Here is a 10,363-nt window from a genome sequence, read left to right on the forward strand (position 1 = left end):
CCGATGAATCTTTTGCTGCTAATATCTATCTGGCTGCAACAATAATCAATTTGTGTTAATTGTCAACACGCCCTACTTTCTTCTGCATTTTTTATGGCAATGCTTGGTGTAGTGATTGGGATAGGCATTGGGCTAATGCTAAAAAAAAGCAAGAATAATAAAAAGCAAGACTGATTTATTTATTGTCCTTTGTACAAACGTCATATTGCCCGTCTTGCATCACAAAAAATACGCATTTTTGCTTAATTTATCGTAAAATCTGCTGATATTTATTTTAATTTGTCTGGTGATGTCTTTATTTTCATGGCTGAATAAGTATAATCAGCCTAACTCTTTTTCATCACTGGAAAACCAGTCGTATGTCTGACACTACATCACAACTCGTACAACAAATCGCTACAGAACTTTCTGTCCGCCCACAACAAGTGCAAGCCACTATCGACTTATTAGATCAAGGCTCAAGCGTACCATTTATCGCACGTTATCGTAAGGAAGCGACACAAGGTCTAGATGACACACAATTACGTCAATTAGAAAGCCGTTTGACTTATCTTCGGGACTTATATGATCGTCGTGAAAAAGTGCTGATTTCACTTAAAGAACAAGATAAACTGAGCGATGACCTACTACAACGTGTTAATGACGCACAAACCAAGCAAGACCTTGAAGAAATTTACGCCCCTTACCGTCCAAAACGCAATAGTAAATCAGCCAAAGCCATCGAAGCCGGTTTGGGTGATTATGCACAGCGTATTTTGGCTGAAAATGTTGATCCAAAATCAGTTTTAGATGGTTTTAGCCATGAAAATTATCCTGATGTGGATAGCCAATTGGATGCGGTACAACATATTATTATCGATCAATGGGCACAAAATATTGCCTTATCTGCTGATTTAAAAACTTTATTTGCCAAAACTGCGGTATTAAAAAGCACGCTAGCCAATGAAGAAAAACGTGAAGTCGGACAAAAATTCCGTGATTATTTTGAATTTTCTGAAAATCTAAATAAAGTGCCATCACATCGTTTGCTTGCCATGTTGCGTGGTCGCCAAGATAACGTTTTAACGCTCAAAGTCGATGGTGAAAATGATGATGCGTTAGCCATGATTGCGGATAGCTATGATCTAAATCAGGTTGAGCCACAAAGTCGCCAAGACTTTTTAAAGCAAGCGGCAAAATTATTTTGGTTGGGTAAATTACGTCCACAAATCGAACATTCATTATTGACCGAAAAACGCTTGGCTGCCGAAAGTGAAGCCATGCAAGTGTTTGCGGAAAATTTACGTCATTTATTATTGTCTGCACCAGCTGGGGCAAAAATCACGCTCGGTATGGATCCGGGTATTCGTACAGGCGTGAAATTGGCGGTGGTGAATGCGTCAGGTGATGTGTTAGAACACAGCACGATTTTCCCATTTGCACCAAAAAATGATGTCGAAGGCTCAATCGCTGAAATCGCTCGTTTATGCCAAGCCCATCAAGTGCAATTAATCGCCATCGGTAATGGTACAGGCGGTCGTGAAACTGAAAACGTAGTCAGCGAGATGATGGCAAAACATCCTGAACTGAACGTCACACGTGTGAGTGTCAATGAAGCCGGTGCGTCAGTCTATTCAGCAAGTGAATTGGCGTCACAAGAATTGCCAGAATTAGATGTAGCAATTCGTGGTGCAGTGTCAATTGCCCGTCGTTTGCAAGATCCTTTGGCGGAATTGGTGAAAATTGATCCAAAATCAATCGGTGTCGGTCAATATCAACATGATGTCAATCAAACTGGTTTGGCACAGACTTTGGATAAAGTGGTGGAAGACTGTGTAAACGCGGTCGGGGTTGATGTCAATACTGCATCACCTGCCATCTTGGGTTATATCGCTGGCTTGAACAAATCGATTGCCCAACAAATCGTTGAATATCGTAAAGCCCATGGTCGTTTTGAAAGCCGTGAACAATTGAAAAATGTGCCACGTCTGGGTGAGCGTACTTTTGAACAGTCTGCAGGCTTTTTGCGTATCTTGGACGGTGAGCAACCGCTTGATGCCTCTGCCGTGCATCCAGAAAGTTATGCCTTAGTGCAACGTATCGCTCAAAGCCAAGACAAGCAAGTCAAAGACATTATTGCCAACAGTGAAATCATTCGCCAAGTGAAAGCCGATGATTTTGTTGATGAGCAAGTTGGTCTTATCACCATTCAAGATGTATTGACTGAATTGGAAAAACCAAACCGTGACCCACGTCCAGAATTCCGTACTGCAAAATTCCGTGATGACATTAATCAAGTCAAAGACTTAAGCGAAGGTTTGTGGTTAGAAGGTGTGGTGACCAATGTCACTAATTTTGGTGCATTTGTCGATGTTGGTGTACATCAAGATGGCTTGATACATATTTCAGAACTTGCTAATCAATTTGTTAGCGATCCGCATAAATTTGTCCGCCCAGGGCAAATCGTACAAGTGCGTGTGATGCAAGTCGATGCCGACCGCAATCGTATTACTTTAAGTATGAAAACGGAAAGTGATAGCAAAGCTGCAACCAAAGCGGATAAAGCCCACGATGCCCGCAAAGCACCACGTGCAGACTACAAAGACAAAGCAGATAAGCCCAAAGAAAAGCGTCACGATAAGCGTGAACAGCCAAGAAGCAAAGCCCCTGCTAAGAGCGATAAACCAGATCGTATTGGTGGTTTAGGTGCGTTGTTAATTCAGGCAGGGATCAAAAAAGGTTAATGCTTTAGCAACCTAACATCATGCTACTATCTATATGAGCCGATTTATCAATGTAAATCGGCTTTTTTTTATATCATGTATCTAAAGAATAACTTTGAATACTGATTTATGTATTTATTATTATATCTTTAAATCATAATATCGCTGTGTAATTTTTAAATAATCATAATTTATAAATATAATATACTTCAAATATTATAAATTATTTATTAGATTAATATAATACACTGATATTTATAGGTTTTTTAATTAAAATTTCATCATGAAATATTTTTTATTCTAAATCACTGTACTTCAAATAGACAATTTTTGATTTTAGATCGGGTTAAAATTAATCATTAAAATAAAAATAATTTATTTATGTTAATTACTGTAAATATTGTAATTCTTATTTGTGATTAATTATCATTTACTATATGAATGAAAAATATCATTAATTTTTTTATTTTGATTATCGATTCAGCAGTTATTTAAATTATATTTTAATCACTAAATTTACATTATTAAATTTCCTCATACATCTGTGCTATGTGCCTACTCAGCTTTACCACAAAGCATACTTCACATCTCCACATTTTATACACAATTTAGGAGAATACTACGCCCTGTCAAACAGCATTGACATATGGAAATATTTTCTTCACATTTTATTCTATTGGAGTTTTCTTCATGAAACGTTTAAATGCTACTTTCCTTGCACTTACATTGGCAGCAACAACTTCGGCTTTTGCACAACAAACTATGCAGAACACAGCTGACGCAACAGTGGTTACACCAAGCACAAGTACTACCATGATCGCACCAATGCCTGAAATGCCACAACAAGTGACAACGAGCGTAACAACTATTCCTGTTGCACCTGCAGCAACTGACGCTCAAGCAACTGACTCAAGCTCAGCACCAATGACTTCTGAAGCACAAATGATGCCTGAGCAAATGGCGATGCCAACGGCAATGACAACAGCGACTACCGTAGCACCAGATGCGGTTGTATCAACCACTGTGGCAACACCTGCAGTAGCTACCGATGCAGATGCAGCAATGGCTGCAGAACAAGCTAAAGCGAAAGATGCCATGAAAGTCGCTGAAGAGAAAGAAAAAGCTGACAAGAAAACCAAAAAAGATCATAAAGCCATGAAAAAATAATTGGATCATGCCTTTATTATCTTGCAACTGCAAAAATGGATAGGGTATCATGCCTTATCCATTTTTATTTGTGTTGTATCTCTCATGAAACTATCTTTACAATTCATTTTAAAATCATCTGTTGCTACAACGCTGATCGCTTTATCCAGTGCTAGCTTTGCCTGTGCTGACCATGATACACACGTCAAGACCACAAATAAGCAAACCAATTCGACTACTTCGCCAGTCGTCGTTCCGCCACAAAATGATCCGCATCAACAACACGATCATCAGCATTCGCATAAAATTAAAAATAAAGCTTAAGAATAATCCCTTGCTTTAAAAACTTATTTTATTCAAAGACACAGAAAATCGGTGCTCAATTCAGCTCATCGTGCTGTGTCTTTTTCAATGATCATTTAAAATAAAACTTTGCCACGTCTAGGTAAAACGCCTATAATTATTAGAATTTTTAACGAAGATTTACGGATAACTTATGAGCCGTGCGATTTCACATATTGATACTTTCCAAGGTTTGATTTTAGCCTTACAAAACTACTGGGCAGAACAAGGCTGCGTGGTTTTACAACCTTATGATTTGGAAATGGGTGCTGGAACGTTCCACACTGCGACTTTTTTGCGTGCTTTAGGCCCTGAAACGTGGAATGCGGCTTATGTACAACCATCACGTCGCCCAAAAGATGGTCGTTATGGCGAAAATCCAAACCGCTTGCAACATTATTACCAATTCCAAGTGGTGCTTAAGCCAAACCCTGCCAATATTCAGCAATTATATTTGGACTCACTGAAAGCGATTGGCATTGATACATCAGTGCATGATATTCGTTTTGTGGAAGACAATTGGGAAAGTCCGACACTCGGTGCATGGGGCTTAGGTTGGGAAGTCTGGCTCAACGGTATGGAAGTCACCCAGTTCACTTATTTCCAACAGGTCGGCGGTGTAGAATGTTATCCAGTCACAGGTGAAATCACTTATGGTTTGGAACGTTTAGCCATGTATTTACAAGGCGTGGACAGCGTCTATGACTTGGTATGGACCAAAGGTCAATTCGGTACTGTGACTTATGGCGATGTATTCCATCAAAACGAAGTCGAGCAATCGACTTATAACTTTGAACAAGCACCTGTTGAAAAATTATTTGAATTATTTGATTTTTATGAAGGTGAATCAAATCGTTTGATGCAAGCAGAATTGCCATTGCCTGCCTATGAACAAGTGGTGAAAGCATCGCATACTTTTAACTTGCTTGATGCCCGTGGTGCGATTTCGGTGACTGAACGTCAGCGTTATATTTTGCGTGTGCGTACTTTGGCAAGAGCGATTGCTCAAAGCTATGTGCTTTCTCGTGCTAAGCTCGGTTTTCCAATGGCTGAACCACATCTGCGTGATGAAGTGTTGGCACAAATGGAAGAGCAATTAAATGTAAAAGCGGAGTAACTCGATTTTGGCGATAGATAGATTTTACTATTTATCGCCTATCACTTTTAAAAACATTAAAATAAGGACTAAGGAAATGAAAAATTTTAAACTATTATTAACCGCTACACTTTTAAGCCTATCACTTACGGGTTGTATGACAAAACTTGCTGAACGTATAGATGTATCTACGAGCAAACAGCCTATTGAAAGCCCTAATTTGATCTTGTCTGATAAAGTGATTGCTTTAGGAAAGTCTCGCCAATTCATTACTAGTCACCCTGATGCTTTGGTGATGGTCGGTGAAAAACAAAGCTATTTGATTGAGCCATATCAACGGTCATGGCGAAACATGACCTATAAAAAGCCTAATGATTGGTTTACGCAAATTTATAATAAAGTTGATTTGAATTATATGTCAGTAGCTTTAGACTATGATTTACGTTATGCAGACAAAGCCAAAAAAAGCCATGTTATGGAACTGGTTATTGATAATCCAGATGATATGAACACGGCAAAGACTTGGTTAAATCTCAGTTTTAATAAACCACTATCATCCGTCACCAGTAGTGAAAAATCTACGTTATCCGAATTGGGTTTCTTATGTACTGAAAAATCCAATTTTTATAGCTGTTCAAGCTCAGTTATCGCTAAAGTGACGGTCAATCAAGCTATTCCAAAAGCCCAAGCATTTGCACATCTATTGCAAAAGCCTTTCGATGTAGAGCTTTATTTTCCTTATTATGTCGAGCAAGATGCCAAAGCACCTCAAGCATTAAAAGTGTTAAAACCATTGGCTTTGGTCATAGATGTGATTACTGCACCGATTCGCATTGGCGGTCAATTGATAGGTAATATGGGACCTACAGGTGACTAAAGTCTTAACTTTTAAATATATAATCTACGGAAGAAAACCATGAAAAAATCTAGCATCTTACTCGCTATTGCTTTACTTTCAAGCACATCGCTTGCATTCGCCAAAACCAACACATGGCAAACTGGCTTTGCTCAAGGTACACAAGAATATGGTATTACATCAAAAGACAATGCCTTATTGCTATTATCTTGTAATATTGAATCGGGTCTAGGGCATAATATCATGTTGTATCCAAAAGGCATGGGTAATCCTGAAGAACTTGATGCTAGAGAAAAGCCACTGACTTTTTATTTTAATGCCAATCAAATGGCTTATCCTGTAAAACAACATCAAGCCTATAGTCAAAATGAATGGCAAACCTTTATCAGCAAACTCGCTACTGCTCAACAAATTGATATTTACCATAAAAATCAATTCGTGATGCAAGTGAAGCCAAATGTCGCCAGTCGTAAGCAATTATCCCAAAAAATGATTAGTGATTGTAATTTTGAAAATTTGCGTAGTGCAGAAGAGTAAAGATTGAAATTTATCTGATTAAATATCAAACCATTTATCGGATAAATTTGCTATTCTTTTGATTTAGGTCTAGATTAAATTGAGCGTTTAGACAACACGTTTAGACCATCACAAAAGGAATAAAGCAATGAAAATTTCAACAAAAATCTTGCAAAAAAGCATCATGCTCACCGCAGTCGTTTTGGCATCTAGCTTGTCCAGTGTAGCATTTGCCCAAACCTGTAAAGTAACCGATCCAAGTAGCACCCCACTCAATGTACGCACCGCACCAATGGGCAAAATCATCGGCAAGGTTGCTAATGGTACTGTGGTTTATACTACAGAATACGCTGAAGATGATAAAGGTCGCCCATGGACATTGATTTTTAATGCCAAAAACGATAAAAAAATTGGTTGGGTGTATCGAGAGTTTATTAGCTGTTACTAAACGCTGAAACCAAACATCATTTAAAGCTTAAAAGTTAAATCTATCTAAAAATTGGATAGAAAGATTTTATTTTTTATTAAAAAAAACATAAAAGCTGATGATTTAACGCCTATCATCAGCTTTTTCACTGTATAATTTAGCCAATTGAAATTTTAAATCAGGTCAAAAGATGAAACATAACGTCCTTTTTGAACTTGGCTGTGAAGAACTCCCGCCAAAAAGTCTAAAAACCTTGCGTGATGCACTAAAAAATCAAGTCGAACAAGGCTTAACTCAAGCAGGCTTGGCGTATGATGACATCGTTGCTTATGCTGCCCCACGTCGTTTGGCATTATTGATTAAAAATATTGATGGCAAACAACCAGATAGCCAAAAGCGTTTTGATGGTCCTGCAGTGCAAGCGGCTTATAATGCCGATGGTACACCGAGCAAAGCCCTAGAAGGCTTTATGCGTGGTCAAGGCATCAATGCCAGTCAAGTCAGCACTTTTATGGCTGGCAAAGTTGAAAAAGTATGTTATCTCAAAGACATTCAAGGGCAAAGCCTAGATGCGTTATTGCCAAGTATTTTACAGACTGCTCTGGACAATTTACCGATTGCAAAACGTATGCGTTCTGCGGCAAGTCGTACCGAATTTGTGCGTCCTGTGCAATGGGTCGTGTTGCTAAAAGATGACCAAGTGATTGATGCCACTATTCAAGATTTTAAAGCGGGCAATCAAAGTTATGGACATCGTTTCCATGCCCCACAAGCCGTGACCATTCCGCACGCAGACAGTTATATCGATACTTTGCGTCAAGTGAGTGTCATTGCTGATTTTGACGAACGTCAAGCCGAAATCGTTAAACAAACCAACGCTTTGGCTAATGAAGTCAATGCCCAAGCAATTGTGCCAGCGGATTTATTAAATGAAGTAACAGGTTTGGTCGAATTGCCTGTGGCGTTGCGTGCCAGCTTTGAAGAGCGTTTCTTGGCTGTACCGCAAGAAGCTTTAATCACTACCATGCAGGACAATCAAAAATATTTTTGCTTGGTGAATGATGCAGGCAAATTACAACCGTACTTTATTTTTATTAGCAATATTCAATCCAAAGACCCAAGCCAAGTGATTGAAGGTAATGAAAAAGTCGTGCGTCCACGTTTATCTGATGCAGAATTTTTCTTCTTGCAAGATCAAAAGCAACCGTTGGCAAGCCGTCAAGAAAAGTTAGCCAATATGGTCTTCCAAGCAGAATTGGGAACACTTTGGGATAAATCACAACGTATCGCCAAATTAGCCAAAGCCTTAGCAAGCGTGACGGGTGCAAATGCAGATGATGCGGAAAAATCAGCGTTATTGGCAAAATGCGATTTAACATCGGAATTGGTCGGTGAATTTCCAGAATTACAAGGCATTGCAGGCACGTATTATGCCAAATTAGAAGGCGAAAATGCGGAAGTCGCGGAAGCTTTAGGCGAGCAATATTTACCAAAATTTGCAGGTGATGTATTACCGCAAACCAAGACAGGTACAACGCTTGCCCTTGCTGACCGTTTAGATACTTTGATGGGAATTTTTGGTATTGGACAAGCCCCGACAGGTTCAAAAGACCCATTTGCTTTGCGTCGTTCAGCGATTGGGATTTTACGTTTAATCATTGAAAATCAATTAGATGTGACTTTAGATAGCTTGATTAATAATGCCATTCAAGCCTATGGCGATGTATTAAAAAATCCTGCTCAAGCCAAAACTGATGCTGTAGCCTTCCTTGAAGGGCGTTATCGTGCTAAGTATGAAGATCAGGGCGTGGCGGTAGATGTGATTCAAGCGGTGCAAGCCCTAGCACCAAAATCACCACTTGATTTTGATCAGCGTATTCATGCGGTGCAAGCCTTCCGTCAATTGCCACAAGCTGAGACTTTATCAGCAAGTAATAAGCGTGTAGCGAATATTTTAGCCAAAGTAGATGGTGCAATTGCCGATACGGTGAATGCGAATCTATTGCAGGAAGATGCGGAACAGGCGTTATTTACCTCAGTAGAGCAAGCCAAAGCTACGGTACAACCGCTACAAGCCAAAGCGGATTATCAAGGGGTATTGACTGCCTTGGCGAATTTGGCGACACCGCTTACCAATTTCTTTGATGGCGTGATGGTCAATGCTGATGATGTACAGTTGAAAAATAACCGTTTGGCGTTATTACAACAAGTGCGTAATCTGTTTATGATTGTGGCGGATGTTAGCGTTTTACAGGATTAAGGTTTCGTAAGCTTAGTTCCTACAATATCAAAAAAGCCGATTTAAATCAATTAAATCGGCTTTTGTCTGCCTCGTATTTATATTTTAATCAGATTACCAGTAGCCTAACATTTTCCACCACTCACCCAAAGTGGTATAACCCGAACCAAAAACCACTGGTGAAGTGCCTGTTGCATAATGGGTTAAACTCATCATCAAGCTTGATGCCGCCGCCATCAATAAGGAAAATAACATCGGCGGTGCATCCAAGGCAAGCCCTGCGATAAAAAACGCACTAAACATAGCGGTGATATGTGCAGTACTGGAAACATATAATGTGCATACATATAAGCCAACAATAACAAACCACAAGATACCACCCACCCAAAACCCAAACCACCAATTTGATGCTCTAACACACACGAGAACCAAGCGATCAAACCAAGTTTATTTAAGAAAGTCGCCATCATGATTAAGGCAGCAAACCATGTAATGGTATCCCAAGCCCCTTTTTCTTTGAGAATATCGTCCCAAGTCAAAACACCTGATAATACTAAAGATAAGCCAATAAATGCTGTGGTTGTGGCATTGACCGCAAATGCATCACCCAATAGCATTTTTGGTACGCCTGCCCATAACAATAATAATAGACTAAAAATACCCAGCATAGTCCATTCACCCGATTGGATTTTACCCATTTCATTTAGGCGTTCTTTGGCGAGTCATGTGGCATTTGGCGTGTCTTTGACTTTAGGCGGATATAAGAAATACAAAATGATCGGCATCAAAATCATCGCCCCGACTGGCATGGCTTTACCAATGATTGCTGCAATCACACCGACGAACAAGGCAAGCATCGTCCACGCTTCTGCTTTTACCCCTTCAGGTGTAGGCAAAAACCATACTAAAAGCCCCAGTGTTATTGCAGGAATAGGTTGAAAGCCAAACTTATTTTCTTTAATATAGGGCGTGTTGACAATTAACGCAAATTGATTATTGTTGCAGCCAGATAGATATTAGCAGCAAAAGATTCATCGGT

Annotated in this window: 8 protein-coding genes and 1 pseudogene; 8 read left to right on the plus strand and 1 reads right to left on the minus strand. The window is 39.4% G+C overall.

The genetic code is table 11. The features are described from left to right. Positions 1–359: 359 nt before the first annotated feature. The 8 genes from ACEYX7_RS09410 to glyS all read left to right on the plus strand — a co-directional run bounded on the left by ACEYX7_RS09410 (position 360) and on the right by glyS (position 9,345). Entirely contained in the window at positions 360–2,723 is a 2,364-nt protein-coding gene (locus ACEYX7_RS09410; protein WP_374805389.1) for a Tex family protein, read from the plus strand. A gap of 669 nt (positions 2,724–3,392) precedes the next feature. Continuing rightward, a complete protein-coding gene (locus ACEYX7_RS09415; protein WP_374805388.1) occupies positions 3,393–3,869 on the plus strand; it encodes a hypothetical protein in 477 nt (158 codons plus the stop codon). 84 nt (positions 3,870–3,953) lie between these two features. Then, positions 3,954–4,172 (plus strand): hypothetical protein, encoded by a 219-nt coding sequence (locus tag ACEYX7_RS09420; protein ID WP_374805386.1) that lies wholly within the window; start codon positions 3,954–3,956, stop codon positions 4,170–4,172. A gap of 172 nt (positions 4,173–4,344) precedes the next feature. Next, positions 4,345–5,307 carry a glycine--tRNA ligase subunit alpha gene (gene glyQ / locus ACEYX7_RS09425; protein ID WP_374805385.1) on the plus strand — a complete coding sequence of 321 codons (963 nt, stop codon included), beginning with the start codon at positions 4,345–4,347 and terminating at the stop codon, positions 5,305–5,307. A gap of 76 nt (positions 5,308–5,383) precedes the next feature. Beyond that, entirely contained in the window at positions 5,384–6,163 is a 780-nt protein-coding gene (locus ACEYX7_RS09430; RefSeq protein ID WP_374805445.1) for a hypothetical protein, read from the plus strand. A gap of 39 nt (positions 6,164–6,202) precedes the next feature. Beyond that, a complete protein-coding gene (locus tag ACEYX7_RS09435; protein WP_374805447.1) occupies positions 6,203–6,679 on the plus strand; it encodes a hypothetical protein in 477 nt (158 codons plus the stop codon). Between the two features lie 127 nt (positions 6,680–6,806). Next, the gene (locus ACEYX7_RS09440; RefSeq protein WP_374805449.1) at positions 6,807–7,106 is read left to right on the plus strand and encodes an SH3 domain-containing protein; all 300 of its coding nucleotides are present in this window, start codon (positions 6,807–6,809) and stop codon (positions 7,104–7,106) included. A 169-nt stretch (positions 7,107–7,275) separates the two neighbouring features. Beyond that, positions 7,276–9,345, plus strand: coding sequence for a glycine--tRNA ligase subunit beta (glyS, locus tag ACEYX7_RS09445; RefSeq protein WP_374900485.1), 2,070 nt, complete (start codon positions 7,276–7,278; stop codon positions 9,343–9,345). Positions 9,346–9,438: 93 nt separating this feature from the next. Here the strand turns inward: glyS and ACEYX7_RS09450 are convergent. Continuing rightward, positions 9,439–10,187, minus strand: a pseudogene (locus ACEYX7_RS09450) (anion permease); the annotation flags it as partial. Between the last annotated feature and the right edge of the window lie 176 nt (positions 10,188–10,363).

Origin of the sequence: Hubeiibacter jixunmingi, assembly GCF_041928215.1 — a bacterium.
In the GTDB taxonomy this organism is placed as follows: Bacteria; Pseudomonadota; Gammaproteobacteria; order Pseudomonadales; family Moraxellaceae; genus Acinetobacter.